This window comes from Methylobacterium sp. Leaf85, assembly GCF_001422125.1.
GTDB classification, from domain to species: Bacteria; Pseudomonadota; Alphaproteobacteria; order Rhizobiales; family Beijerinckiaceae; genus Methylobacterium; species Methylobacterium bullatum.
The window spans coordinates 1-25,338 of sequence record NZ_LMME01000033.1 but is presented as its reverse complement, the minus strand read 5'-3'; the positions used below and the strand labels follow the sequence as shown (position 1 = coordinate 25,338).

22 protein-coding genes are annotated in these 25,338 nt (G+C 68.5%); 18 read left to right on the top strand and 4 right to left on the bottom strand.

What is annotated here, in order from left to right; all coding sequences use genetic code 11:
* Positions 1 to 12: 12 nt before the first annotated feature.
* The 16 genes from bchM (at position 13) to ASF08_RS25420 (ending at position 16,948) form a co-directional block, all read left to right on the top strand.
* Positions 13 to 756: a magnesium protoporphyrin IX methyltransferase gene (bchM, locus tag ASF08_RS19805; protein WP_056148913.1), complete on the top strand. Its 744-nt coding sequence runs from the start codon at positions 13 to 15 to the stop codon at positions 754 to 756.
* Entirely contained in the window at positions 753 to 2,213 is a 1,461-nt protein-coding gene (locus ASF08_RS19800) for a BCD family MFS transporter (RefSeq protein WP_056148912.1), read from the top strand. Before bchM ends, ASF08_RS19800 begins: the two co-directional genes overlap by 4 nt.
* A gap of 2 nt (positions 2,214 to 2,215) precedes the next feature.
* A complete protein-coding gene (gene puhA, locus ASF08_RS19795; protein ID WP_018043261.1) occupies positions 2,216 to 2,989 on the top strand; it encodes a photosynthetic reaction center subunit H in 774 nt (257 codons plus the stop codon).
* Positions 2,986 to 3,672 carry a photosynthetic complex putative assembly protein PuhB gene (gene puhB / locus ASF08_RS19790; RefSeq protein WP_056148910.1) on the top strand — a complete coding sequence of 229 codons (687 nt, stop codon included), beginning with the start codon at positions 2,986 to 2,988 and terminating at the stop codon, positions 3,670 to 3,672. Before puhA ends, puhB begins: the two co-directional genes overlap by 4 nt.
* 18 nt (positions 3,673 to 3,690) lie before the next feature.
* Positions 3,691 to 4,164: a photosynthetic complex assembly protein PuhC gene (gene puhC / locus ASF08_RS19785; RefSeq protein ID WP_018043263.1), complete on the top strand. Its 474-nt coding sequence runs from the start codon at positions 3,691 to 3,693 to the stop codon at positions 4,162 to 4,164.
* The gene (locus tag ASF08_RS19780) at positions 4,161 to 4,460 is read left to right on the top strand and encodes a hypothetical protein (RefSeq protein WP_018043264.1); all 300 of its coding nucleotides are present in this window, start codon (positions 4,161 to 4,163) and stop codon (positions 4,458 to 4,460) included. The genes puhC and ASF08_RS19780 overlap by 4 nt, the downstream gene beginning before the upstream one ends.
* Positions 4,461 to 4,510: 50 nt before the next feature.
* Positions 4,511 to 5,548 (top strand): magnesium-protoporphyrin IX monomethyl ester (oxidative) cyclase, encoded by a 1,038-nt coding sequence (gene acsF, locus ASF08_RS19775; protein ID WP_156629685.1) that lies wholly within the window; start codon positions 4,511 to 4,513, stop codon positions 5,546 to 5,548.
* A gap of 11 nt (positions 5,549 to 5,559) precedes the next feature.
* Complete coding sequence (puhE, locus tag ASF08_RS19770; protein WP_056148904.1) at positions 5,560 to 6,477, top strand: putative photosynthetic complex assembly protein PuhE; 918 nt, start codon at positions 5,560 to 5,562, stop codon at positions 6,475 to 6,477.
* Between the two features lie 67 nt (positions 6,478 to 6,544).
* The gene (gene hemA / locus ASF08_RS19765; RefSeq protein WP_056148902.1) at positions 6,545 to 7,762 is read left to right on the top strand and encodes a 5-aminolevulinate synthase; all 1,218 of its coding nucleotides are present in this window, start codon (positions 6,545 to 6,547) and stop codon (positions 7,760 to 7,762) included.
* Between the two features lie 238 nt (positions 7,763 to 8,000).
* A complete protein-coding gene (bchI, locus tag ASF08_RS19760; RefSeq protein ID WP_443136828.1) occupies positions 8,001 to 9,155 on the top strand; it encodes a magnesium chelatase ATPase subunit I in 1,155 nt (384 codons plus the stop codon).
* On the top strand, positions 9,152 to 10,915 hold the full coding sequence (locus ASF08_RS19755; RefSeq protein ID WP_056148900.1) for a magnesium chelatase subunit D: 1,764 nt from the start codon (positions 9,152 to 9,154) through the stop codon (positions 10,913 to 10,915). Before bchI ends, ASF08_RS19755 begins: the two co-directional genes overlap by 4 nt.
* A 10-nt stretch (positions 10,916 to 10,925) precedes the next feature.
* Positions 10,926 to 11,843, top strand: coding sequence for an alpha/beta fold hydrolase BchO (gene bchO, locus ASF08_RS19750; RefSeq protein WP_056148898.1), 918 nt, complete (start codon positions 10,926 to 10,928; stop codon positions 11,841 to 11,843).
* Positions 11,844 to 12,964: 1,121 nt separating this feature from the next.
* The gene (locus ASF08_RS24310) at positions 12,965 to 13,870 is read left to right on the top strand and encodes a hypothetical protein (RefSeq protein WP_156629663.1); all 906 of its coding nucleotides are present in this window, start codon (positions 12,965 to 12,967) and stop codon (positions 13,868 to 13,870) included.
* Positions 13,871 to 14,200: 330 nt separating this feature from the next.
* Positions 14,201 to 15,730 carry a phytoene desaturase gene (locus ASF08_RS19740; RefSeq protein WP_056148890.1) on the top strand — a complete coding sequence of 510 codons (1,530 nt, stop codon included), beginning with the start codon at positions 14,201 to 14,203 and terminating at the stop codon, positions 15,728 to 15,730.
* Positions 15,711 to 16,799, top strand: coding sequence for a phytoene/squalene synthase family protein (locus ASF08_RS19735; RefSeq protein WP_056148888.1), 1,089 nt, complete (start codon positions 15,711 to 15,713; stop codon positions 16,797 to 16,799). Before ASF08_RS19740 ends, ASF08_RS19735 begins: the two co-directional genes overlap by 20 nt.
* A complete protein-coding gene (locus tag ASF08_RS25420) occupies positions 16,796 to 16,948 on the top strand; it encodes a hypothetical protein (protein WP_018043277.1) in 153 nt (50 codons plus the stop codon). The genes ASF08_RS19735 and ASF08_RS25420 overlap by 4 nt, the downstream gene beginning before the upstream one ends.
* 346 nt (positions 16,949 to 17,294) lie before the next feature.
* Here the strand turns inward: ASF08_RS25420 and ASF08_RS19730 are convergent, their stop codons facing one another.
* Complete coding sequence (locus ASF08_RS19730) at positions 17,295 to 18,173, bottom strand: SDR family oxidoreductase (protein ID WP_056148886.1); 879 nt, start codon at positions 18,171 to 18,173, stop codon at positions 17,295 to 17,297.
* A gap of 76 nt (positions 18,174 to 18,249) precedes the next feature.
* Here ASF08_RS19730 and ASF08_RS19725 point away from each other — a divergent pair, with 76 nt between their 5' ends.
* Positions 18,250 to 18,711: a winged helix-turn-helix transcriptional regulator gene (locus ASF08_RS19725; protein ID WP_056148884.1), complete on the top strand. Its 462-nt coding sequence runs from the start codon at positions 18,250 to 18,252 to the stop codon at positions 18,709 to 18,711.
* Between the two features lie 510 nt (positions 18,712 to 19,221).
* On the opposite strand, the gene ASF08_RS19720 is transcribed toward ASF08_RS19725, so the two are convergent.
* The 3 genes from ASF08_RS19720 to crtD all read right to left on the bottom strand — a co-directional run bounded on the left by ASF08_RS19720 (position 19,222) and on the right by crtD (position 24,143).
* Positions 19,222 to 21,360 (bottom strand): TonB-dependent receptor, encoded by a 2,139-nt coding sequence (locus ASF08_RS19720; protein ID WP_056148882.1) that lies wholly within the window; start codon positions 21,358 to 21,360, stop codon positions 19,222 to 19,224.
* A 375-nt stretch (positions 21,361 to 21,735) separates the two neighbouring features.
* Positions 21,736 to 22,596 (bottom strand): carotenoid 1,2-hydratase, encoded by an 861-nt coding sequence (locus ASF08_RS19715; RefSeq protein WP_056149222.1) that lies wholly within the window; start codon positions 22,594 to 22,596, stop codon positions 21,736 to 21,738.
* Entirely contained in the window at positions 22,593 to 24,143 is a 1,551-nt protein-coding gene (crtD, locus tag ASF08_RS19710; RefSeq protein ID WP_056148880.1) for a 1-hydroxycarotenoid 3,4-desaturase CrtD, read from the bottom strand. Before crtD ends, ASF08_RS19715 begins: the two co-directional genes overlap by 4 nt.
* An 86-nt stretch (positions 24,144 to 24,229) precedes the next feature.
* Between crtD and ASF08_RS19705 the strand changes: the two genes are divergently transcribed.
* Positions 24,230 to 25,099 (top strand): polyprenyl synthetase family protein, encoded by an 870-nt coding sequence (locus ASF08_RS19705; protein ID WP_056148878.1) that lies wholly within the window; start codon positions 24,230 to 24,232, stop codon positions 25,097 to 25,099.
* Positions 25,100 to 25,338: the final 239 nt, after the last annotated feature.

Below are 25,338 nucleotides of genomic sequence, written 5' to 3'. Positions count from 1 at the left end.
GGGTTAAGCGCCATGACGAGCACCAGCTACGCGGCGCGCCGGTCGCAACTGACAACCTATTTCGACCGCACGGCGGTGGAGGCCTGGGCGCGCCTCACCACCGACGCCCCGGTCTCGAAGATCCGCGCCACGGTGCGGGCGGGGCGGGACGCCATGCGGGCGAACCTGCTCTCCTGGCTGCCCAATGATCTCACGGGCCGGCGCATCCTCGATGCCGGCTGCGGGACGGGAGCCCTCAGCGTCGAGGCTGCCCGGCGGGGAGCGGAGGTGGTCGCCATCGACGTCTCGCCGACGCTGGTGGATCTGGCCCGCGAGCGCAGCGCCGAGCTTCTCGGCGGCCATCGCATCGACTTCCGCGTCGGCGACATGCTCGACCCCCGGCTCGGGCACTTCGACCACGTGGTGGCGATGGACTCGCTCATCCATTACAGCGCCGGCGACATCTTCCGCGCCCTCGCCGAACTCGGCCTGCGCACCGACGGGTCCCTGGTCTTCACCGTGGCCCCGCGCACGGCGCTCCTCACGCTGATGCATGCCGCCGGCCGGCTCTTCCCGCGCGGCGACCGGGCGCCCGCCATCGTGCCGATCACCGAAGGCGGCCTGCGCCGCCGGATCGGCGGGGAGGCCGCGCTCGCCGGGTTCGCCGTGGGGCGGACGCAGCGGGTCAACAGCGGGTTCTACCTCTCGAACGCCGTCGAACTAAAGCGCCTCGACCCTCCCCAACCCTTCCCGCAAGGGGGAGGGCGCCTGTCATGAAACCCGCCGACCTCACCGCCCGCCTGCTCACGCGCCTCGGCCCCGGCCTGATGCCGTTCCTGCCCTTCGCCGATGCGGCGACGCCGGAACTGCCGCTGGGTCGGCTCCTGCGGCTGTCGCTGTTCCAGGTGACGGTGGGCATGGCCGCCGTGCTCCTCATCGGTACGCTGAACCGGGTGATGATCGTCGAGCTCGAAGTCCCGGCCTGGATCGTGGCCGTGATGCTGTCGCTGCCCCTGGTCTTCGCCCCCTTGCGGACCCTGGTCGGCTTCCGCTCGGACAGGCACCGCTCGGTCCTCGGCTGGCGGCGCGTCCCCTACATCTGGTTCGGCACGCTGCTGCAGTTCGGCGGGCTCGCCATCATGCCGTTCTCCCTTCTGATCCTGTCGGGCGACACCACCGGCCCGGTCTGGCCCGGCCATGTGGCGGCGGCGCTCTCTTTCGTCATGGTGGGGGCCGGCCTCCACACCACCCAGACCGTCGGGCTGGCGCTCGCCACCGATCTCGCCCCCGCCCATGCCCGGCCGAGGGTGGTGGCGCTCCTCTGCGCCATGCTGCTGGCCGGCATGATGGTCAGCGCCATCGCCTTTGGCCTGCTGTTGGCGAACTTCTCGGCCCTGCGGCTGATCCAGGTGATCCAGGGCGCGGCCGTCGTGACCATCGTTCTCAACGGCATCGCCCTTTGGAAGCAGGAGGCGCGACGGCCCGGACGCACGGCGACGGACCTGCCGCGCCCGAGTTTCTCGCAATCCTGGGCCGCCTATGCCGGCAGCGGCCTCGCCCGCCGGCGCCTCGTGGCCACGGGGCTGGGCACCGCCGCCTTCTCGATGCAGGACATCCTGCTCGAACCCTATGGCGGCCAGATCCTGCACCTGCCGGTCGCCGCCACCACGGCGCTCACCGCCATGCTCGCGGCCGGGGGCGGGGTCGGCCTGCTTCTGGCCGCGCGCTGGCTCAACCGGGGCGGCGATCCGTTCCGGGTGGCGGCCGCCGGCAGCGGGGTCGGCATCATGGCCTTCTCGGCAGTGATCTTCGCGGCTCCCCTCGCCTCGGCCCAGCTCTTCGCCACCGGCGTCACCCTGATCGGCCTCGGCGGCGGATTGTTCGCCCACGGCACGCTCACCGCCTCCATGGCGAAGGCGGGGCCGGAGGATACCGGCCTGGCGCTCGGCGCCTGGGGCGCGGTCCAGGCCAGTGCGGCCGGCATCGCCATCGCCGCGAGCGGCATCCTGCGGGACGTGGGCTCCAGCCTCTCGGCATCAGGCGCGCTCGGCGAGGCCATGAGCGATCCGTCCGTCGGCTACCTCATCGTCTACCACATCGAGATCGCCCTGCTGTTCGCGACCCTCCTCGCCATCGGACCGCTGGTCCGCGACACCGGCAGTCGTGACACCGCCACACGCGGCAGGGAGGCACGCGCCCTCCTGCCGTCCCCTGTCCCCGGTCAAGGAGCCTGATCATGCCAAGAGGTGAAATCACGGGCTATGTCGATGTCGCCCAGGTCGTGCTCTACGCGTTCTGGATCTTCTTCGCCGGCCTCGTCTTCTACCTGCGCCAGGAGGACCGCCGCGAAGGCTATCCCCTGGAGAGCGAGGCGGCCGGCCGCCTCAAGCGCCCCGACCCGATCCTGATCCCGAGCCCGAAGCAGTTCCTGCTCTCCAACGGCCTGGTGAAGACCGCCCCCCAGACCGACATGCAGCCGGCCTGGAACTACAAGGGCCACAAGCGCGAGGTCTGGCCCGGCTCGCCGCTCGAGCCGGACGGCGACGGCCTGCACGACCAGATCGGCCCCGGCTCCTACGCCGATCGCGACGATCACCACGACCGCACATGGGACGACGAGAAGCGGATCGTTCCGCTTCGGGTCGCCGAGCATTTCGTGGTCCACGAGGACGGCCCGAACCCGATAGGCATGACCGTGTTCGGCGCCGACCGGCAGGTGGCCGGCACGGTCACCGACCTCTGGATCGACCGCGGCGAATCCATGGTCCGCTACATCGAGGTCGAGCTCGGCTCGGGCGGGCGCCGGGTGCTGATGCCCAACACCTTCTGCCGGACCGGGCGGTTCTCGCGCACGGTGAAGACCGAGGCCCTGCTGGCCCACCAATTCGCCGACATCCCCGGCCAGAAGGACCCTGATTCGGTGACCCTCTACGAGGAGGAGCGGATCATGGCCTTCTTCGGCGCCGGCACCCTCTACGCCACGGCCGAACGCCAGGAGCCGTTCCTGTGAGCCGCGCCGTGAAATCCCCCCTCGGCGTGCCCGCCAACGCCTTCGACGCGCCGCCGGGCCTGCCCGCGCCTCTGCCACCCGGAGAACACATCCTCTGGCAGGGCCGCCCCTGCGCCTTCGGCATCGCCGCAAGGGCGCTGCATGCCCGCCTCGTCGGCCTCTGGTTCGTCGGGCTGGCCCTGTGGGCGGCGATCCCGCCCCTCGGCGAGGGTGCCTTCGGACAGGCGGTGCTTCTCGCCGGTCCCACCCTCCTCGTCGGTGCCGGCGCGGTCGCGCTCCTCGGCCTCCTCGGCTGGCTCTCGGCGCGCTCGACCACCTACACCATCACCAACCGCCGGGTGGTGATGCGCCTCGGCATCGCCCTGCCGATGACCCTCAACCTGCCCTTCAGCCTGGTCGAGGGGGCGGGGTGCAAGGTCTTTACGGACGGGAGTGGTGACCTGCCTTTACGCCTGCGCAGGGGCAACCGCGTCGCCTACCTTCACCTGTGGCCCCATGCCCGTCCCTGGACCGTCACCAACCCCGAACCGATGATGCGATCGGTGCCGGATGCGAAGCGTGCCGCCGAAATCCTTGCCCGCGCACTGTCAAGCGCACTTGACACAACCGAGGAAACTGGGACTCCTATGGTTATCGCGCGGCAACGGCCCGTTCGCCCGCCGCGCCTCGCCAACGCGAGTTGAAATCAGGGAGGAGACGCGATGACGGCGAAGGCTGATGCCGCCCGGATTCCGCGACCGCTGGTCATCGGGGCGCTCGGGCTCATGGGGTTCGTGACCGTCGTGGTGGGGGTCGGCCGCAGCGAGGGGATCGGCCTCTCGCACATGCCGCCGGCCCGGATCGTCCGCTCCGTCGATCTGACCCCGGAGGACCGTGCCGACGGCGCAATCGTCATCCGGGATGCCCGGACCCAGGACGTCATCACCACCGTCGAGCCCGGCCAGGACAATTTCGTCCGCGCCACCCTGCGCGGTTTCGGCCAGGCCCGCCTGCGCGCCGGCCTCGGCCGGGAGCAGCCCTTCCGCCTGACGCGCCTGACAGACGGCGGCCTCGAACTCTCCGACCCGTCGACGGGCCGCGCCGTCAATCTCGGCGCCTTCGGCCCGTCGAACTTCGTCGCCTTCACGAGGCTCCTCCCCGAGACGAGGCTCGCCGACAGCGGAGCGGTCCGATGATCGCGTCGTTCGGACGTCGCATTGTCGAGGTGCCCTGCACCGTCGAGATCGAGCAGACCCCCGAGACGCTCCACGCCCATGTGACCCTGGACGCCGCGTTCGAGATCGAGCCGGGCGACGAGGTCCAGGTCCACGACGCGCCGACCTCCGTGCCCTACGGCGAGCGCCTCGTGGTCCGCCGCACCGCCACGGTCACCCGTGCCGGCATCCTGGAGCGGCTCTGGACCAAGTTCACCGGCCATTTCGAGCTCACCGAACTCTACGAAGTCAGCTTCTCAGAGAGGAGGCGCCTGTGAACGTCTCGATCCAGCACCAAGGCCCGAAGGGCGTCACGCCCAAGCTGCCCATGAACGAGGGCACCAAGGCCGCCCAGGAGACGACCTTCCTTTCACCCCGCTTCTACACCACCGATTTCGAGGAACTCGACCGCACCGATGTGGAGCCCGTGCGCAAGCAATGGGACATCCTGATCGCGGAACTGCGCGCCGACCCGAACAAGCGCCACTTCACCCGCAACGAGGAGTTCGACCTCGACATGTCCGGCCTCGACCCGGACCTGCGCAAGGAATTCATGGATTTCCTCGTCTCGTCGATCACCGCCGAGTTCTCGGGCTGCGTGCTCTATGCGGAGATGAGAAAGCGCGCCAAGAACCCAGACATCCGCGAGCTGTTCGGCTTCATGAGCCGGGACGAGGCGCGGCATGCCGGCTTCATCAACGACGTGCTCAAGGATTTCGGTATCGGCGTCGACTTGGGATTCCTGACGAAGTCGAAGAAGTACACCTTCTTCCGGCCGAAGTTCATCTTCTACGCTACCTATCTCTCCGAGAAAATCGGCTACGCCCGCTACATCACGATCTTCAGGGAGCTGGAGCGCAACACGGAAAGACGCTTCCACCCGATCTTCAAGTGGTTCGAGAAGTGGTGCAACGACGAGTTCCGCCACGGCGAGGCTTTCGCGCTGCTGATGCGCGCCAACCCCAAGCTGACCACCGGCATCAACCGCTACTGGATCAAGTTCTTCCTGCTCGCCGTCTTCGCGACCATGTATGTGCGCGATCACTGCCGGCCGCATTTCCACAAGGCGCTCGGGGTCGATCCGACCGATTACGACTTCAAGGTCTTCCAGATCACCTCCGACATCTCTAAACAGACATTCCCGCTCACCCTCGATCTCGACAATCCGAAGTTCAAGGCGGCTCTCGACCGGCTTCTCGTCTGTTCCAACAAGCTCGGCGACGCCAAGGCGCAGGGCGGGATCGTGGGCAGGCTGAAACAGGGCGCCTGGATCGCGGCCTCGGCGGTGAACTTCGTCCGGCTCTATGCCCTGCCCACCATCGACAACCCGATGCCCGCCGAAATCCGCCTCGAGCCGGTCTGGTAGGACGCGGGAGGATGGCCGCCCACGCCGTTCCCGCGCTCTACGCGGTGCTGATCTGGTGGTTCTCCACCGGTCTCATCATCCTGCTCGATCACCGCCCCCGCCACACCCACCCCTGGAGCATGGCGGCCGGCACCCTGGTGCTGGTGGCCGCGCTCTACGCCATCGGCGCCAGCGCCGGGGACACCAGCGAGGCGGGCGCCTACACGGCGTTCACGGCGGCACTCCTCGTCTGGGGCTGGCAGGAGATGAGCTATTACATGGGCTACGTCGCGGGGCCGCGCAAAACCGGCTGCCCTCCCACGACGACGGGGTTCGCCCTGTTCCGGGCGGCGGCGGCCACGAGCCTGTGGCACGAGGCGGCCATCGTCGCCGGGATGGCCGGCATTCTCGCCCTGACCTGGGCTGAGCCCAACAAATTCGCCCTGTGGACCTACCTGATCCTCTGGGGAATGAACCTCTCGGCGCGGCTCAACATGTTCCTCGGCGTGCGCAACCTCAACGCCGAGTTCCTGCCCGAACGCCTCGGCTACCTCGCCTGCTTCCTCAGGAACCGGCGCATGAACGCGCTCTTCCCGTTCTCGGTCGGCATCGCCGCCCTCGTGACGATCCTGCTCGCGTGGGCCGCGATGGGGGAGGGGATCGGCGCCCACGAGGTGGCCGGCTTCACCATCGTCACCACGCTGATGGCGCTGGCGACCCTGGAGCACGGCTTCCTGATGCTGCCCCTGCCCTCGGCGGCCCTGTGGGCCTGGAGCCTGCCGAAGGCTGCGGGCACCCCGAACCCTCCCGCCTATGCGGGGGAGGGTGCCTGCGGAACGGGCGTGAGGGGGGTCGGCACAGGCTTTTCCGGAGAGGCGGCTCCCCTCTCCCGACCTTCGCTCACGCGAGGGCCACCTTCCCCCGCAGAGGGGGGAGGGAACGCTCTCTGACGCTCCAGCACGACGAGTCTCAAGCAGCCAACGCGAAATATCGCGATCCATAGGGAAGGGGACGGCCATGAACTACGAAGACTTCTTCGGCGATGCCTTGTCCGGTCTCCACCGCGAGGGCCGTTACCGCGTCTTCACCGATCTGGAGCGCCGGAACGGCCGCTTTCCCCACGCCACCCATCACAGCCCGGGCGGGCAGCGCCCGGTGACCGTCTGGTGCTCGAACGACTATCTCGGCATGGGCCAGAACCCGGTCGTGCTCGACGCCATGCACGAGGCGCTCGACCGCTGCGGCGCCGGGGCGGGCGGTACCCGCAACATCTCCGGCACCAACCATTACCACGTGCTTCTGGAGCAGGAGCTCGCCGACCTCCACCGCAAGGAGGCGGCCCTGCTCTTCACCTCCGGCTACGTCTCGAACTGGGCGGCGCTGGGCACGCTCGCCGGCAAGCTGCCGGGCTGCGTCGTGCTGTCGGATGCCGAGAACCACGCCTCGATGATCGAAGGCATCAAGGCGTCCCGCGCCGAGCGCCACATCTTCCGCCACAACGACCCGGAAGACCTGGACCGCAAGCTGCGGATGATCGACCCGTCGCGGCCCAAGCTCGTGGCCTTCGAGTCGGTCTATTCCATGGACGGTGACATCGCCCCCATCGCCGAGATCTGCGACGTGGCGGACGCTCACGGCGCGCTCACCTATCTCGACGAGGTCCACGCGGTGGGACTCTACGGCCCGCGCGGCGGCGGCATCTCCGAGCGGGAGGGCCTCGCCCATCGCCTCGACGTCATCGAGGGGACCCTCGGCAAGGCCTTCGCGGTGCATGGGGGCTACATCACCGGCTCGGCCAAGCTCTGCGATTTCGTCCGCAGCTTCGCCTCGGGCTTCATCTTCACCACCTCGCTGCCGCCGGCCGTGGCGGCGGGGGCCGCGGCGAGCATCAAGCACCTGAAGGCCAGCGGCACCGAGCGCGCCCGGCATCAGGAGCGGGTCGCCCAGGTCCGCGCCCGGCTCGACGCCGCCGGCATCCCCTACCTCCCCAACGACAGCCACATCGTGCCCGTGATGGTCGGCGACCCTGTCCTGTGCAAGGCGATCAGCGACACGCTGCTCGACGAGTTCGGCATCTACGTCCAGCCGATCAACTACCCCACCGTGCCGCGCGGGACCGAGCGCCTGCGCATCACCCCGTCGCCGCTGCATTCGGACGCCGACATCGACCATCTCGTCGGGGCGCTGTCCGCCATCTGGACGCGGATGGGCGTGGAGCAGGCGGCGGCGGAGTAGCATTCCCCTCACCCCGCCGGGCGGGGAGAGGGCCTCGTCCTCCCCCCGCCGGGCGGGGAGAGGTGAGCCCGGCAGGGCGAAGGTGAGGGGGTCCCTCCGGACGGGGCTCCTTCGACAGCGCCCCCTCACCCTCGGCTGCCGCCTCGTTTCGGACCCGACAAGGGGTCCGAACCCCTCTCCCCGCAGGCGGGGAGAGGGGACCATCCAGAGCTTGAATCGGGTCACCGGGAGACTGTCGATGATCGTCAACGGAACGGCCCGAACCACATCCCTCCCGTCAAACGCCCACCCTCGTCCCGAGGCGCCGGAGCGCGACACGAGCCAAGGAATCCTCCGGAAGCCCCGAGGCGACCCCGACCCGTCCATCACGGCACCGCCCATCACCTTCCCCTTCTCCGCCATCGTCGGCCAGGACGAAATGCGGCGCGCTCTGATGATCGCGGCGGTGGACCCGTCCGTGGGCGGCGTCCTCGTCTTCGGCGACCGGGGCACCGGCAAGTCCACCGCGATCCGGGGCCTCGCCGCCCTGCTGCCGCCGATGAAGGCGGTGATCGGCTGTCCCTATTCCTGCGATCCAGCGAAAGCCGCCGGCGAGTGCCCGCATTGCTCCGGCCGCGCCGATGCGCGGCGAAGCCACCTCGCGCCGGTGCCGGTGGTGGACCTGCCGCTCGGCGCCACCGAGGACCGGGTGGTGGGCGCCCTCGACCTCGAACGGGCGCTCACCCGTGGCGAGAAGGCGTTCGAGCCCGGCCTGCTGGCCCGGGCCAATCGCGGCTTCCTCTACATCGACGAGGTCAACCTCCTCGACGACCACCTCGTCGATCTCCTCCTCGACGTGGCGGCCTCCGGGATCAACACCGTGGAGCGCGAGGGGTTGAGCATCCGGCACCCGGCGAAGTTCGTTCTGGTGGGCAGCGGCAACCCGGAGGAGGGCGAGCTGCGGCCCCAGCTCCTCGACCGGTTCGGCCTCGCCGTGGAGGTGACGACGCCCACCGACCTGCCCACCCGCATCGACGTGGTGCGCCGGCGCGACGCCTACGAGCGCGACCCCGCGGGGTTCTGCGCCGGCTATGCCAAGGCCGACCGGGCGCTGCAGAAGCGCCTCACCGCCGCCAGGGCGCGTCTTCCCACCCTCGACATGCCCGATGCGACCCTGGAGGCCGCGGCCCGGCTCTGCCTCGCTCTGGGCACCGACGGCCTGCGCGGCGAGCTGACCCTGATGCGCACCGCCCGGGCGCTGGCCGCCTATGAGGGGGCCGACACCGTGGGAATCGACCATCTCCGACAGGTCGCGCCATCGGCCCTGCGCCACCGCCTGCGCCGCAACCCGCTCGACGAATCCGGCTCCACCGCCCGCGTCGCGCGGGCGGTGACGGAGGTGCTGGGCTCGTGAGCGAGACCTCGGCGATCTGGGCCGACGCCCTGCTTGTCGCCCGGCTCGTGGCCGCCGACCCGCATGGCTGCGGCGGCGTGGTTTTGCGCGCCGGGGCCGGTCCGGTGCGCGACCGCTGGCTCGAGATCCTTCGCGAAAACCTCAATCCCGGCAAGCCGTTACGGCGAATGCCGGCGGGCATCGCCGAGGACCGGCTCGTCGGCGGGCTCGACCTCGCGGCGACGCTCTCCGCCGGGCGGCCGGTGGCCCAGGCCGGGCTGCTGGCCGAGGCCCATGGGGGACTTCTCGTGGCCGCGATGGCCGAGCGGATGGGGCAGGGCACCGCCGCGCATCTCGCCGCCGCCCTCGATACCGGGCGGCTGAGGGTGGAGCGGGACGGGCTGGCGGAGACCCGGCCGGCGAGGTTCGGGCTCGTCCTCCTCGACGAGGGGATCGGCGAGGACGAGGCCGCCCCGGCGGCTCTCGCCGATCGGCTGGCCTTCCATCTCGACCTCACGAGCGTGCCGCCGAGCGCCATGCGACCGGTGCTTCGACCGCCATGCGACGGCCTTTCGCCGGAATCCGACAAGCCGCCGCATGGCGGTGGGCGAAGCGACCACGACCCCGTCGCGGAACTGAGCGAGGTCGCGGCCCGGCTCGGCATCGATTCCTTACGCGCGCCGCTCCTCGCCCTCCGGGTCGCCCGCCTCCTCGCCCGGCTCGACGGGCGCGCCGAGATCACCGAGGCGGATGTGCGGGAGGCCGCGCGCCTCGTCCTCGGCCACCGCGCCACCCGCCTGCCGGAACGCGAGTCGTCCCCCGAGGAGGAGGAGCGGGAGGAGGGCGCGCCGGAGACGCCGCCGCCCCCGGACGGGGCGGCCCCCGGCCCCGACCCGGAGGAGGGCACCGCGTCCACCCCCGACGACCGCATCGTCGAGGCCGCCCGCGCCGCGATTCCCGCCGGGCTCCTGGCGCTGCTGCTGCGGGACGGCCCGCGCCTGCGGATGCCGAGGGCCGGCAAGGCCGGGGCGAAGGCCGTCTCCGCCCGCTCCGGCCGGCCCATGGGGGCGCGGCCGGGCGATCCCCGCCGGGGCCGGCTCGATCTCATCGCGACCTTGCGCGCCGCAGCCCCCTGGCAGGGCATCCGCCGGCGGGCGGAGGGGGGCGGCACCTGTCTCATGATCCGCCCCGACGACATCCGAATCACCCGGTTCCGGCAGCGGACCGAGACCACGACGATCTTCACCGTGGACGCCTCCGGCTCCTCCGCCCTGGAGCGGCTGGCCGAGGCCAAGGGCGCCGTCGAGCTCCTCCTCGCCGAGGCCTATACGCGGCGGGACAAAGTCGCCCTCGTCGCCTTTCGGGGTGCGGGCGCGGAGCTGGTCCTCGCGCCGACGCGCTCCCTGGTGCGGGCGCGGCGCGGGCTCGCCGCCCTGCCCGGAGGCGGCGGGACGCCGCTCGCCGCCGGCATCGACGCCGCCGGCCAGGTGGCCCTCGGGGTCAGGCGCGGCGGCGGGACGCCGGTGGTGGTGATGCTCACCGATGGACGGGCCAACGTCGCCCGCTCTGGAATCGCCGGGCGGGAGCGCGCGGGCGAGGATTCGCTCAAAGCCGCCCGCCTTTTCCGCGAGGCGGATGTCCGCGCCATCCTCATCGACACCGCCCCGAGGCCGCAGGAGTCGGCACGCCGCCTCGCCGCCGCCATGGGGGCGCGCTATCTGCCCCTGCCCCATGCCGATGCTGGGGCGATGAGCGCCGCGATCCGGTCGGCGCGAGGATAGGGGTTCCAGCATGCGCGCGCCCGCCGAACGACCCCGCTGGGAGCGCGAGGGCGCCGACTGGCCGCACCGGGAGGCGAGCCGCTTCGTCACGGCCTCCGGCCTCAACTGGCACATCCAGGAGATGGGGGAGGACGGGGCACCGACCGTGCTACTCCTCCACGGCACGGGGGCCGCCACCCATTCCTGGCGCGGGCTGATGCCCCTCCTGGCGACGCGGTTCCGGGTTCTCGCCCCGGACCTGCCGGGCCACGGCTTCACCGACCCGCTCCCCGCCGCAAGACTCTCCCTGCCGGGGATGGCCTCGGCCGTGGGCGACCTCCTCGACAGCCTCGCCCTGCGCCCGACCCTGGTCGTCGGCCATTCGGCGGGGGCGGCGATCCTGGTCCGGCTCTGCCTCGACGGGCGGATCGCGCCCGACCTCCTGGTGGCGCTCAACGGCGCGCTCACCCCGTTTCCCGGCCTCGCCTCGGTGCTGTTCCCCAGCATGGCAAGGCTGCTCTTCCTCAACCCGGTCACCCCCAAACTCTTCGCCTGGACCGCCGACCGCCCGGCGGTGGAGCGCCTGATTCGCGGCACCGGCTCCCGCCTCGATCCACAGGGGCTCGATCTCTACCGACGCCTGTTCCGCACACCCGGCCACGTGGCCGGGGCGCTCGGCATGATGGCGAACTGGGACCTCGCCACCCTCGACCGCGCCATCCCCCGCCTCGCCACCCCGACGCTCCTCGTGGTCGGCAGCGAGGACAAGGCCATCGCCCCCGACACCGCCTTCGCCCTGAAGACACGCCTGCCCCACGCCCGCGTGGAGCTGCTCCGCGGCCTCGGCCACCTCGCGCACGAGGAAGCGCCGGAGAAGGTGGCGGAGGTGATTTTTGGGGCGATGGTTTTGACGAGAGGGCATGCCGCCCCCGCCACCGCATTGCCGTGACGAAATGTAGACGGTGTCTCAGTTTTGGATTCGAGGGTGGGGTCTTTAGTAGACGGAAGCCATTGCTATGTCTTGGCCTGTAAGCGGAATTTCAGCGAAATGGCGCTGAACGACTGCGACTGACCCAATATATTCAGCCTGACGCATATCTTCGCTTGTAATAATCTAAAATTACTTAATACATACTAGAAACAGGGCGGAAATTAACACAGAGTTTACTATTTTACCAAGTAAATTTTCTAAAATCTTAAATATATCTATCCTTTAAGTAATTAGGCGCACACTATTACAGCAAATTTAGCTAGAATACTATATTTTCATTGAATAATAATATATGTTACATGCTTTAAATTAATCTATTTAGGATTTATACTGCATAATTAGATGTTAACATCATCTCTATTCGATATTTTGATGTTATCCATTTGCCGTAGATACCCCTCAGACACTTGCGAACCTGTGTAGCGACATGCGCTGGAGAAAGATGATTAGCAAATATCCCTGTGGATGAGGGCTTGTCAGGTCATTGCTTGCAAGCGAAAGTGCCTGAACTGCGCATAAACGCGTCAGCGGCATTTAAGAGACAAACCGGTCGAACAACACGAGGGTTCATTATGTCGTGCCATGTTCGCGCAATGCTCCTCTTACTGCTAAGCGCTTTTATTCCCACATGGCCCTCGCCGGCTGATGCACAGATGCTGTCGGCGCGACAGCGGATTGCGCAGTGCTGGCAAGCTGGCGCGATCAACACGCCGATGATGCAGATTTGCACAGGCGGCCTCGTTGTCGACACGACAACATTCATCACGTGCATGCAGGGTGGCCCATGCCTTGGCGAGCCGGGCGGCATGACAGCGCTAGGAGGAGGCGGATCAAGTTCTGCGTCCTCGGGCATGCCATTTTGCGGTGGCTCCGGGCAGGCCCCCTGCCCACAAGCACGCGCATGCGGACAGCCGGGAACGATTCAGTGCCCGCCTCCCCCTGGATATCCTTGGCCACCTTTCCCAGTGGCCCCAGCCTGCGGTGCTCCGCCGTTCCCTGCGTGTATAGCCGGCCTCCCTTGTGGCTCGCCGGGTGCCCTCACCTGCCCACCGATCATCGCCGGCCCCGCGCTCCCGCCGATGGATCCCGCACAGGCCGGTTTTGGGCAGTTAAATCCAACCCTTCAAGTTAATATCCCTCGCGCACCAGGCGGCTCGTTACCCGCAGGCCTCCATCCTGGCATTCAGCTCGCCCGGCCCCCACTTCCTGACGAACAGCAGTTACGGCAGTGCTATGCCCAAAGCGATCAGCAAGATGCGTTCTTCGAGTGCCTCGTTGATCGTGCGATGCCTCGGGAATACCGGCTGACAAAGCAGTGCTTGGAAGATCATGCTGACGACAGTGGGCGTGCGCTGGTGTGCTCGACGGGTAATCAAGACCTCGCTCGCAGTTACGACCGCTTTAAAGAGGTAAGCGACTGCGCTAAGCAAGATGACAATGACGAGTGGGATATCACTCAGTGTATCGGCAATAATACGCTTGGGCAAAACGAGCGATATTACATGGGATGCGTAACAAAGAACAAGGGCGACCCTAAAACGGCGGTTGTATGTGCTCTCGCTAAAGACCTTACTCCAGAACAGCAGATTGCCCTGTCGTGTGCGATGTCCACTGGCGGCAATCCCAAAGCTTTTGCAGTCTGCACCGGTGGACGTCTGCTTGAGCGAGAGCTAACCAAGTGCTGGGAGCACGGCATCGCCACAAATCAGGGCTGCTTTGGCCCAAATAATGAGTACCGCCGTTTCTTGCGAAGCGTTGATGATCAGATGCGGCGCTCCCTCGGCGAAAACAGCGTTGCCTACCATGCCTATGAGTTTTGGCAGAACAACGTTCTGGCACCGGGCCCAAATCATGAAGTGATCCGCCACATTAATAATGGGCTGAACGACCTAAGAAACGGTCCCGGACCAAACAACGAGGCGGTAAAGGCGGGCAGAGCGCTTGAGGGGGGCGTTCGAAGCATTGGAAAGGTGTTAGGTTTCTAGATATTAAACAATTTTCGATCTATAAAAAAGCAATCGCATTCAATATCACTAATATTTTTACTTTGAAATGGCCTGACGACTGAATTTATGCAAAATATGATTTGATTTAATCAACCTTCAAGTCACCACAATGACCTATAAACAGATTTTAGCACTTCGCTTTGCAACACCAGCTTCGACGGCGCCGCACGGATTTGTTGGATGGCCGAGAAAGGTCGGGAGTGATCAGTGGCCAAAATTAAACTGTAGACCAAGACCCAACCAAACACATCCACACGCCCCCCACAAATCACCCCTTGCCTCCCCAATTTCCCCTGATAGTGTCACCCTATGTTGACACTCTGCGATGTGCCGACCTCCTCGTCCCGGCCGGCCAAGCGCCCCCATGCGGTGGTGATCGGCAGTGGCTTCGGGGGGCTGGCCGCCGCGATCCGGCTCGGGGCGCGGGGCTACCGGGTCACGGTGCTGGAACGGCTGGACCAGCCCGGCGGGCGGGCGCGGGTGCATCGGCAGGACGGCTTCACCTTCGATGCCGGGCCGACCATCGTCACCGCGCCGTTCCTGTTCGAGGAACTCTGGACCCTGTGCGGGCGGCGCATGGAGGACGATGTCGTCCTCGCGCCGATGCTGCCGTTCTACCGCATCCGCTTCGAAGACGGCGCGACCTTCGATTACAGCGGCGATCTCGACGCCATGCGCGAGGAGGTCGCGCGGTTCTCGCCCGGGGATGTGGCCGGCTACGAGCGCTTCATGGAGCGCTCGCGGGCGATCTGCGAGGTCGGGTTCGAGCGGCTCGGCCACGTGCCCTTCACGTCGGTCTCGGACATGCTGCGGATCATGCCCGATCTGGTGCGGCTGGGCGGGCATCGCAGCGTCTACGACGTGGTGGCGAGTTACATCCGCGACGAGCGCCTGCGGACGATCTTCAGCTTCCACCCGCTCCTCATCGGCGGCAGCCCGTTCCGGGCGAGCGCGATCTACTGCCTCATCGCCCATCTCGAACGGCGCTGGGGCGTGCATTTCGCGCTCGGCGGCACCGGCCGCCTGGTGGACGGGCTCGCCGGGCTGATCCGGGGGCAGGGCGGGGCGCTCCGCTGCGGCGCGGAGGTCTCGCGCATCCTGGTGGAGAACGGGGCCGCCACCGGCGTCGCCCTCGCCTCGGGCGAGCGCATCGCCGCCGACATCGTCGTCTCCAACGCCGATTCCGCCTTCACCCACCGCACCCTCCTGCCCGACGGGGTGCGGCGGCGCTGGACCGACCGCCGGCTCGACCGGTCGCATTCCTCCATGGGCCTGTTCGTCTGGTATTTCGGCACGAACCGGACCTTCCCGGATATCGCCCACCACACCATCCTGATGGGGCCGCGCTATCGCGGGCTCATCGACGACATCTTCCGGCGCAAGGTGCTGTCGAAGGATTTCAGCCTCTACCTGCACCGCCCCACCGCCACCGATCCGCTGCTGGCGCCGCCCGGCTGCGATGCGTTCTACGTGCTCTCCCCGGTGCCCAACCTCGCCGGCGGCCAGGACTGGACGGCGGAGGGGGAGCCCTATCGCCGCGCCATCGAACGCCATCTCGAGGCCACCGTGATGCCGGGCCTGTCGGAGAGCATCGTGACCTCGAAAGTGACCCATCCGGGGGATTTCGCGGCCGATTTCCTGAGCTTTCGCGGCTCGGGCTTCGGCCTCGAACCGGTGCTGACCCAATCGGCCTGGTTCCGGCCGCACAACGCCTCCGAGGACGTGGCGCGGCTCTTCCTCGTGGGGGCCGGCACCCATCCCGGCGCCGGCCTGCCCGGCGTCCTCTCCTCCGCCCGAATTCTCGATACCGTGGTGCCGGATGCGCGCGTCTTCGCTTGACTTACTTCGGCCGCCCCTCTGGGCGATCCCCCATGCGGAGGCGGCCGATCATGCCGCCTGCCGGGCGGCGATCCGCACCGGGTCGCGCAGCTTCTTTGCCGCCTCCGCCCTGCTGCCGCCCTCCATCCGCCGGCCGGCCTACGGGCTCTACGCCTTCTGCCGCCTCTCCGACGATGCGGTGGACGACGTCGCCGAAAGCGGGCGCCGCCCCGCCGTGGCGCGGCTGCGGATGCGCCTCGCCCGCGCCTATGACGGACAGCCCTGCGACGCCCCGGCGGACCGGGCGCTGGCCGACATCGTTGCCGATCACGCCATCCCCCAGGCGCTGCCCGCCGCCTTGATCGAGGGCCTCGCCTGGGACGCGGCCGGGCAGCGCTACGAGACGCTTGCCGACCTCACCGCCTATGCGGCGCGGGTGGCCGCCTCGGTGGGGGCGATGATGACTCTGGTCATGGGCGTGCGCGATCCCGACGTGCTCGCCCGCGCCTGCGACCTCGGCATCGCCATGCAATTCACCAACATCGCCCGCGATGTCGGCGAGGACGCGCGGGCGGGCCGGCTCTACCTGCCGCGCGCCTGGCTGAGGGAGGCGGGGATCGACCCGGACGCGTTCCTGCGCGCCCCCGCATTCACGCCCGCCCTCGGCGGCGTCGTGGCGCGCCTGCTGGCGGCGGCGGAGCTTCTCTACGCGCGCTCGGAATCCGGCATCGCCGGCCTGCCCCCCGCCTGCCGCCCGGCGATCCGCGCGGCGCGGCTGATCTATGCCGAGATCGGCCGCGAGGTGGAGCGGGCCGGCTACGATTCGGTCTCCCGCCGCGCCCGCGTGGACGGGCGCAGGAAACTCACACTCCTCGCCCGCGCCCTGGTCTCGACGGACGACAGGGCTGCCTTGCGTGAAACACCCCTGCCGGAAATCCTGTTCCTGATCGAGGCGGTGGCCGCGCTTCCGTCGATGGCGCCCCGGATTCCGCCCTGGTGGAACGTGCCGGCGCAGGTGGCGCAGGTGCTCGACCTGGTGGAGACCCTGCGCGAGCGCGAGGCGCTCGGCCGCGCGCCCGCCCCCTCGTGAGCGACCGGCTCTTCGCCGCCTTCGACATCGGCCTCGTCTTCGCCCTCGCGCTGGGCCTGGCCCTGTGGCAGCTCATCGTCGTCCGGCGCAGCATCGCCAAGGACCGGGACGCCGCCGCCCGCCGCCCCCCGGACGATCCCGCCGGTTGAGGGCGTTCCCATCCCCTTTGGGGCTACCGGATTCACACATCCGCTCGACAGCCGTTCCTCTATCCAAGAAGTTTCAACTCGAGGCGCGACGGGCTCCCTCTCCTGGAAGGAGAGGGCTGGGGTGAGGTGTGGTCCATCTCCGGAGAGGTCTCGCACCTCACCCTGTCCCTCTCCTCCTAGTGGTCCAGATCTGACGGATGGTACCCATCCCTAACGTCCGAGATGGGTCGAAAGCAGCCCCGGCAGCGGGTACCAAACGTCGGATTTTCACCACTAGGAGAGGGGACCCGCGCTCATCCGAGACCACATGGATCGTCCGGAGACGGCATGATCCGAGGCGCCGGCCTCACCCCAGCGCGGCGGCGATGCTGGCGGACAATGGCGTCGTCGGGCGGCCGATGAGCGTCGAGAGCTGGCGGCCCTCGTCGAACAGGGCGCCGTGCGCGGCGTCCACATCCCACGCGGCGAGGGAATCGGCCAGGACGTCCGGCAGGCCGAAGCTCTTGAGCAGCGACGCATAGTCCGACTGCGGCAGGTCCCGGTAGGGGATGTCGCGGCCCGTCTGGCGCGAGAGTTCGGCGGCGAGATCGGCCAGGGTATAGGCCGCGTCGCCCGCCAGTTCGTAGGTCCGCCCCTCATGGCCGTCGCCGGTGAGCACGAGGGCGGCGGCCTCGGCGAAGTCGGCCCGCGCGGCGGAGGCGATCCGGCCCGCCCCGGCGCTGCCGAGGAACGCGCCGCCGGCGAGCGCGCCGGGGATCGAGGCGGTGTAGTTCTCCGTGTACCAGCCGTTCCGCAGGATCGTCGCCGGCAGGCCTGAGGCGGCGATGGCGGCCTCCGTGGCGCGATGCTCCCCGGCCAGATTGATCGGCGAGGTGTCGGCATGAAGGAGGCTGGTATAGACGAGCCGGCCGATCCCGGCCGCCTTCGCCGCCGCGACGACGTTCCCATGCTGGGCGACGCGCCGGCCGACCTCGCTCGAGGAGATCAGCAGCAGGCGCTCGATGCCCCGGAAAGCCTCGACCAGGGTCTCGGGCCGCGCGTAATCGGCCACCCGCACGGCGACGCCCCGGTCTCGCAGGGCCTGGGCGGCCTCGCTCTCCAGGGACCGCACACCCGCCACGACGGCGCCGGCCGGCACACGCTCCAGCAGAGCCGCGATGACGAAGCGCCCCAATTGACCGGAGGCGCCGGTGACGAAGATCGTCGGATGAGGGGTGTCGGACATGGCGGGCTTACCCAGGGTTCACTTTCGGTACAAGGGAACTAGTTGAGACCGCATCGGCTGTGAAGGAGGCAGGATTTTGGGACAAGGTGACGCCGAGGGAACCGCCCCCGCACCGGCTCAGGCCGAATTGGCGCAGACCTTCGCGGGCTGGCGGACGAAAGCGTTCGAGGCCGCCCGCTGCCCCGTCCGCAACGTGCTGGACCGGACCGGCGACAAATGGTCGATCCTGATCCTCACCGCGCTGGCCGGCGGCCCGCACCGGTTCAGCGCGATCCTCCGGCTGATCCCCGACCTCTCGAAACGGATGCTGACCCAGACCCTGCGCGACCTCGAACGCGACGGCTACATCGCCCGCACGGTCTACCCGACCAAGCCGCCCAGCGTGGAGTATCGCCTGACCGCTCTCGGCGGCACACTCATGGAGCCCCTGGCGGCCCTCGTCCGCTGGGCGGAACGGAGCCATGCGGAGATCGAGGCGGCGCGGGTGCGGTTCGATGGGGAAGGGGTGAGTGGGCCGGCCTCGCTGGCGGGGCCGTGAGCGACGGCCCGTCTTTCGGTGGGTCGGTTCACCATGAGAATGGCAAGAACGACGGCCCGAAGGCCAACCAGAACCCGGAACGCTGGGTCGTCATTATGTCGAAGCCTGTTTGAGATCCTATCCTCGTCCCGGATTGTTGAGGGCATTGGCGCCCATGAGGCTGGCGGCGCAGGCGAGACGCTCTGTCGCGACGTCGAAGCGACCGGCGCGCTCGCGCTGCAGGGCCCCCCAACATCCCATCCAGCCGATTCTTGAATTCGTCGATCCCGACGACGATACCGTTCATCCTCGCCAAATGGGCTTCGCGAAGCGCGGCCCAAGCGATTGTTCGGATGCGACGGAACGGCCGGCGAAGACCCGAGCTCTCATACGAACTCAGGGCCTTCGGGAACGAGGGTCTCTCGCCTGCCACCGCACCGGGGACCTTACCGGATACGGCGGAATCGCACGTTACACGCGGACCTGCGAGCGCATAGCGTCGAAGACATCGGTCGACGACGCTATGTCCGCTCAGAACCGCGCGATGATCTGCGCCCGGATCAGGCGCGGCGCGCCGGGGCTGATGTTATTGTTGCCGTCGGCGGTGGCGATGTAGTGCCGGTCGAACAGGTTCTCGATGTTGATCTGCGCCCGCCAGAACTCGTTCACCCGGTAGAACAGGCCGAGGTCGAACCGCGTGATGCCCGGAAGCCGCACGCTGTTGTCCGACGAGGCGAAGGCGTGCCCGGTCTGGATGTAGCCGATGCCGAAGGAGAATTCCGGCGAGACCTCGAACTTGTTCCAGAGCGTGAAGGCGTTGAAGGGCACCAGGCCGACGGTGTTGCCCGACACGATGGTGCTCGAGACGTTGCTGACGATGCGGGCATCGGTGAAGGCGTAGCCGCCCGCGACCTGCCACCAATCCGTAACGAAGCCGTTGGCGCCGATCTCCGCGCCCTGCGTGTTCGTCTGCCCTGACGTGAGGAAGAAGCCGGGCCGGTTCGGATCGGCGATGCGCTGGTTGTAGCGGTCCAGGTTGTACAAGGCGCCCGTGAGCTGGAGCACCGGGGAGACATCGTACTTGACGCCGAATTCGGCGTTTTCGAACCGCTCGGGCTGCGCGATGGCGAGGCCCGGGGACAGGGAACCGAATTGGTCCCCCGCCGAGGGCAGGTAGGAGACGCTGTAGCTGCCGTAGATGGCGAGATTTTCGAAGGGCTTCACCACCACGCCGGCGCGCGGCGATAGCAGGTCGTCGATGCGGTTGGTCTGCACCGGGACCGGAGCCCGCGCGTTCAGGTTGTTCGACGTGAAGTCGAAATGGTCGTAGCGCAGGCCGCCGATGAACTGCAGGTGCGGTCCGATCTCGATCTGGTCCTGGGCGTAGACCGCCGCCAGCCCGAGGTCGTAGCGCGTGTTGTTGCCGGTGGTGTTGCGGAAGCTGACCGGTGCGCGGGTGACGGGGCTGAGCGGGTTGACCACGAGGGTCTGCGTCCCGTTGGCGAAGAACCCCTCCTCGCGGAAGGCGCGGCCCTCCTGATAACCGAGTTCGAACCCGGCCAGCAGCGTATGCCGCAAGCCCGCGGTTTCGAACTTGTAGGTGAAGTCGTTCTGGCTGAAGTAGTTCGTCCGCGGCGTCGCGTTGTTGTACGCCGTGATGTTGACGGCCGTGCCCGCGGCATTGACCGAGCCGCCCGGAAACACATTTTGATAGAACTTCTGATAATCGGCGAAGCGCAGGGTGCTGTGGAGCGCCACGCCGGATTCGAACAGGTGGTCGAGGGTCGCGGTGGCGATATTGGCTTCGATGTGGGCGTAGCTCAGGTCCGGATTGCCGAAATACGTCGACACGTTCTGCTTGTAGCGGTATGGGCGCCCGAATTGGGAGGGAATACCGCGATCCGTGTTCCGCTCGTCGTGGAAATACTCGTAGGACAGCTTGAGCGTCGTGACCGGGCTCAGGAGGAAGGTCATGGTCGGGTTGACGCCGTAGCGCCGGACGTCGACGAAGTCGCGGTAAGTGCCTGTATCCTCGACCATGCCGTTCAGGCGGAAGAAGACGTTCTCGTTGACCCGGTCGCCCACATCGACTGCGACGCGCTTGTTGCCGAACTGACCACCCTGGGCCACGATCTCGCGGACCGGAACGCCGTCGGCCTCCTTCAGGACGCGATTGATGACGCCGCCACCGCCGCCACGGCCGAACACGAGGGCGTTCGGGCCCTTCAGCACCTCGATGCGCTGCGTGTTGTAAAGGTCGCGGAAGTACTGCACGTCGTCGCGCACGCCATTGACGTAGAAATCGGCGTTGGAGCGCTGCCCGCGGATGACGACGTCGTCGCGGTTGCCCTCACCCTGGTGCGGGATGACGCCCGGAACGTAGCGGACGGCCTCCCCGATGGACTGCATGCCCTGATCGCGGATCTGCTGCTGCGAGATCACCGTCACGGATTGCGGCGTGTCGATGAGCGGCGTGTCGGTCTTGGTCGCGCTGCGGCTGGAACGGCTCAGGTAGCCCACCGTGTTGCCGCGCAGGCCCTCGACGCTGAGCTGGTCGAGGGTCACCGCGGTGTCACCTGCGGGGACGGCCGGTTGCGACCGCGCGGCCGGTGCCAGCACCGTGCTACACAGGAGGGTTGCAAGGAACCGCGATGCTGCTCCGGTGTTCATTGTCGTGTCGCCCGATCGAGGGTTCGTGTTGTACTGATTTTATGCCCTCAATTCAGATTATGGGCATGCACAGTCCCTTCATGACCGGTCGACGGAATAGCAAGCGGGCGAACTAACCTTTCCTGGTCTTTATTTTTTATTGATTCTAAGAATGAATCGAAACAAGCAGCCAATGCTCTCTTAACATTTGGAAAAATTGTTTCCGATTTTAATCCTGGAAACATTCCAGACATGTATCATAGCAAGGCGCATGTTGCCTGGATGACACAGTCCGGCCGGTGACCCGAATGGCGGATGGCGGGGTGGCCGTCGCCTGAGAGACCTCTCCGATGGGGACAATGTTCGAGGCCAACCCAATGCGTACGGCCTCCCCCATCACCCCACCCGCCGCGGCATCCGGAACGGCAGCATGAACTGCACCAGCGGGTTGCGGAATCGGTCGAGGGACAGGCTCTCGTGGACCGGGCGCACGCTCTCGCCGTCGAGGGTCGAGGCGAGGAGTGAGCGGGCGTAGAACGGGGTGTCCTCGAAGGTGCGGACAACGCTCGACGCCCCGTCGTCGCTGCGGGTGGCGCGGGGCATGCGCCAGAACCGCGTCGGCGGCAGAGCGGCGGGGAGGGGCGGGCGGATGTCGCGGCGGGCGCCGTCGGCGGCAAAGCGCAGGGAGAGGTTCTGGAGGCTGCCGTCGCGGCGGCGCACGTCGTAGAGGATCGCCGACCCGTCCTTGAGGTCGGCCCGGCACCAGGTCCAATCGCTGAAATCCCGGCCCAAAGCGGTGTCGCCGTGGTTGGTGTCGAAATAGGCGGTGCCGCGCCAGGACAGGCTCGGGGCGTCGAGGGTCACCTCCACGGGGGAGGAGGGCGCCATCGGCCACCAGCGGTGCCGGCCGTCGGCGTCGAGGGTGAAGGTGTCCCGCGTGAAGCCGTTGGGGCGCAGGCGGATCGTGCCGCGCACCCGCGAGGGGATCGGCGCCGTCACCTCGTCGAGGGTGATGGTGAGGGTGGTGCCGTCCCAGGCGAGACCGCTCGGGCCGATGCGGATCTGCGACGCGTCCCGCCTCAGCGAATCCCGGCCGCGCTCGGTCATGCAGAAGCGGTTGGCGCGCTCCCCGTAGAGCACGACGTTCATGGTGCAGTGGTCGAACGGGTCGCGGCTGAGGTCCAGGGCGTAATAGGGCGAGAACACGCTGCCGATGAAGGCGATGATCGTGAGCCCCTGGCGGCCGTCCTCGCTCAGGGCGTCGACATACCACCAGACGTAACCGTCCCGGGCAACCGGCGTGTCGAAGCGCGGCCCTTCGCGGCGAGATCGGCCAGCAGGCTGTCCGCCGCGATCCGCCCCGATTGCGCCGCCATCGGCACCCCAGGCCCCGGATGGACGCTGCCCCCCGCGAGATACAGCCCCGGCAGCGCCGTCCTGGCGCCCGGACGCTTGAACGAGGCCATCCAGCCGTGCGAGGCCCTGCCGTAGAGGGCGCCCCCCGTCGCCGGAAACAGCCGCTCGAACCCCGCCGGATCGGTGGTCACCGTCCCGGGCGTCGCCTCGATCGTCAGCCCGCATTCCGTCAGCTTGCGACGCAGATTGGTCTCGCATGTGGCGATCTCCGTGGGGGCGAGGGGGCGTTCGAGGCCGAGGGCCGGGGCGTTGACGAGGCAGAGCAGGCGCTCGGGTCGGTCGAGGGCCGAATCGTCGTCGGCGCGGTCCTGCGCGCAGACATAGATTGTGGGGTCGGACGGGAGCCGACCGGCGCGGAGCTCCGCGAATTCGTTCGCGTAATCGCCCGAGAAGAACACATTGTGCCGCACCAGCGGGAAGCCGGAAGTTTTGGCCTTCGCGCAGAGCGTCACCGCCGAGAGCGAGCGGGCTTTCGACGGCACAGCCTCCACGGCCCGCGCCGCACGCGATCCGAACAGGCCCGCGCCGAGGGCCGCCGCATCGGCATTGGCCACCACGAGATCGGCCGCGATCCGCTCGCCATCGGCGAGGTCGACACCGACGATGCCGCGCCCGTTCTCCACCGCGATGGCGGCCACCTCGGCGCGATAGCGGATGCGGGCGCCACGCTCCTCGGCGAGATCGGCGATGATGGCGGCGAGGCGACTGAGACCGCCCTCCACGTGCCAGACGCCCTGGCTCTCCACATGCGCCACCAGCATCAGCGTCGCCGGGGCCTCGAAGGGCGAGGAGCCGCAATAGGTGGCGTAGCGCCCGAATAACTGGCGCAGGCGGGGATCGCGAAAGTATTCGCCGAGCGCCCCCCACAGGGTGGTGAAGGGCTGGATGCGCAGCAGACCGCCGAGGCCCGACAGGCCGACGCGGCGGCCGAGATCGACCGGGCTCGGCCGCTCGCCCCGGATGAACGGCCCTTCCAGCGTGCCGTAGACCTCCGCAGCGCGGGCGCGGAAGCGCCGGTAGCCGTCCTCCTCGCGGGGGCCGGCGAAGGCCCGGATCGCCGCTGCCGAGGCTTCGGGATCGGCGAACAGGTCGAGGCGCTGGTCGGCCCCCCAGGCATGGCGGGCGAGGATGGAGGCCGGGCTGAGCTCCACGCGGTCCGCCAGGTCGGCGCCGCATTCCGAAAAGATCTCCTCGAAGACCCAGCGCATGGTGAAGACGGTGGGACCGGCCTCCACCTGCGCCCCGTCCGCCGGGACGCTGCGCATCTTGCCGCCGGGCGCGGCCGCGCGTTCGAGCACGGTGACGTCGAGCCCCGCATGGGCGAGGCGCAGGGCCGCCACCAGCCCGCCGATCCCCGCTCCGATCACCGCAACCCGCTGTGCCGCCACTGTGTCACCCGTTTCTGCCTTGACGAGTGTCAATATTATCTGACACTTTGCAATGGCAATACGAAAAGACACCAGGGAGTGGCGCCATGGATGCCAACCGCCGGATCGAGCAGGCTCTCGACGCTGCCGTCGCCCATGCGGAGGCGCCCGGCGCGCCGCCGCTCCTGGCCGAGGCCATCCGCTACGCGGTCTTTCCCGGTGGCCACCGCATCCGGCCCCGGCTCTGCCTCTCGGTGGCGAGGGCCTGCGGCGACGACGATCCGGCGGCCTCCGACGCGGCGGCGGCGGCGATCGAACTCATCCACTGCGCCTCCCTGGTCCATGACGACCTGCCCTGTTTCGACGATGCGCCGATGCGGCGGCAGAAACCCTCGGTCCATGCCGCCTTCGGCGAGCCCCTGGCGGTGCTGACCGGGGATGCGCTCATCGTCTCCGCTTTCGAGACCCTGGCGCGGGGTGCTGCGCGCTCGCCGGCCCGGCTCGCCGCCCTCGTCGGCCTCGTCGCCCGCGCGGCCGGTTCGCCCAACGGCATCGCCGCGGGGCAGGCCTGGGAATCGGAGCGCCATGTGGGGCTCACCGAGTACCAGCAGGCCAAGACCGGCGCGCTGTTCGCGGCGGCCACCGTCACCGGCGCGGCGGCGGCGGGCGCTCAGGCGCTCCCGTGGCGGCTTCTGGGGGAATGCCTCGGCGAGGCCTATCAGGTCGCCGACGACCTGCGGGACGTCGCCTGCCGCCAGGAAGAGATCGGCAAGCCGGTGGGCCGCGACGCCACGCTGGGCCGGCCCAACGCCGCCGCCCTGCTCGGCATGGCCGGCGCGCTCGCGCGCCTCAAGCGCCTCGTGCGCGAAGCCGTGGACGTGATCCCCGCCTGCCCCGGCGCCGATCAACTCCGCGCCGAGATCGAGGCGCAGACGCGCCTGTTCCTGCCGGCGAGCCTGGCGCGGGAATTGGCGTGAGCGGGGCTTGCCCCGATGTTGCGGGCCGATTCCGCGCCTGACGCGACGCCGATCATGAACCCTCCCCCCTCTGCGGGGGAGGGTGCCTGCGGAGCAGGCGGGAGAGGGGGCGACCTCTCCGGAGATGGCGCTCCCCTCTCCCGACCCTCGCTCACGCGAGGGCCACCCTCCCCCGCAGAGGGGGGAGGGCCCGACCCTCGCTCACGCGAGGGCCACCCTCCCCCGCAGAGGGGGGAGGG

Coding starts and splice junctions, on each gene's coding strand:
- bchM (WP_056148913.1), top strand. CDS start 13: ATGACGAGCACCAGCTACGCGGCGCGCCGGTCGCAACTGACAACCTAT.
- ASF08_RS19800 (WP_056148912.1), top strand. CDS start 753: ATGAAACCCGCCGACCTCACCGCCCGCCTGCTCACGCGCCTCGGCCCC.
- puhA (WP_018043261.1), top strand. CDS start 2,216: ATGCCAAGAGGTGAAATCACGGGCTATGTCGATGTCGCCCAGGTCGTG.
- puhC (WP_018043263.1), top strand. CDS start 3,691: ATGACGGCGAAGGCTGATGCCGCCCGGATTCCGCGACCGCTGGTCATC.
- ASF08_RS19780 (WP_018043264.1), top strand. CDS start 4,161: ATGATCGCGTCGTTCGGACGTCGCATTGTCGAGGTGCCCTGCACCGTC.
- acsF (WP_156629685.1), top strand. CDS start 4,511: ATGAACGAGGGCACCAAGGCCGCCCAGGAGACGACCTTCCTTTCACCC.
- puhE (WP_056148904.1), top strand. CDS start 5,560: ATGGCCGCCCACGCCGTTCCCGCGCTCTACGCGGTGCTGATCTGGTGG.
- hemA (WP_056148902.1), top strand. CDS start 6,545: ATGAACTACGAAGACTTCTTCGGCGATGCCTTGTCCGGTCTCCACCGC.
- bchI (WP_443136828.1), top strand. CDS start 8,001: ATGATCGTCAACGGAACGGCCCGAACCACATCCCTCCCGTCAAACGCC.
- bchO (WP_056148898.1), top strand. CDS start 10,926: ATGCGCGCGCCCGCCGAACGACCCCGCTGGGAGCGCGAGGGCGCCGAC.
- ASF08_RS24310 (WP_156629663.1), top strand. CDS start 12,965: ATGGATCCCGCACAGGCCGGTTTTGGGCAGTTAAATCCAACCCTTCAA.
- ASF08_RS19740 (WP_056148890.1), top strand. CDS start 14,201: ATGTTGACACTCTGCGATGTGCCGACCTCCTCGTCCCGGCCGGCCAAG.
- ASF08_RS19735 (WP_056148888.1), top strand. CDS start 15,711: ATGCGCGCGTCTTCGCTTGACTTACTTCGGCCGCCCCTCTGGGCGATC.
- ASF08_RS19730 (WP_056148886.1), bottom strand. CDS start 18,173: ATGTCCGACACCCCTCATCCGACGATCTTCGTCACCGGCGCCTCCGGT.
- ASF08_RS19720 (WP_056148882.1), bottom strand. CDS start 21,360: ATGAACACCGGAGCAGCATCGCGGTTCCTTGCAACCCTCCTGTGTAGC.
- ASF08_RS19705 (WP_056148878.1), top strand. CDS start 24,230: ATGGATGCCAACCGCCGGATCGAGCAGGCTCTCGACGCTGCCGTCGCC.